Source organism: Fusobacterium varium (genome assembly GCA_021531615.1).
Lineage (GTDB): Bacteria > Fusobacteriota > Fusobacteriia > Fusobacteriales > Fusobacteriaceae > Fusobacterium_A > Fusobacterium_A varium_C.
The window spans coordinates 1-479 of the sequence record JADYUE010000094.1 but is presented as its reverse complement, the minus strand read 5'-3'; the positions used below and the strand labels follow the sequence as shown (position 1 = coordinate 479).

The window sequence follows — 479 nt, the reverse complement described above, 5'->3', positions numbered from 1 at the left end:
TGAAAATGAATTGATAGAATTTAACAATATTTGGTTAGAAAAAAATGATAATAATTTAAGAAAAGCTTTGTTAAATTTAGCTATTTTCTTACAAAAATATTATCAAAAGAAAGTAATAGTTTTAATAGATGAGTATGATACTCCTTTAGTATCTGCATATAGATATGGTTATTATAGAGAAGCTAAAAATTTTTTTAGTGGATTATATGGTTCTGTATTAAAAGATAATACAGTTCTTCAAATGGGAGTAATTACAGGAATAATAAGGGTTGTCAGAGCTGGTATATTTTCTGATTTAAATAACTTAAAAGAGCGTAGTATTTTAAATAAAGAGTATGATGAGTATTTTGGTTTTTTAGAGAAAGAGACAAAAGAGGCTTTAAAATATTATGAAATAGATTCTAAATTAGAAGAAGTTCACTCTTGGTATAATGGATATAGATTTGGAGATACAAAAGTATATAACCCTTGGAGTATTT

Annotated in this window: 1 protein-coding gene; it reads left to right on the top strand. The window is 24.4% G+C overall.

What is annotated here, in order from left to right:
* The coding region (locus I6E31_12470; GenBank protein MCF2640771.1) for an AAA family ATPase at positions 1-479 on the top strand (479 nt) is incomplete at both ends.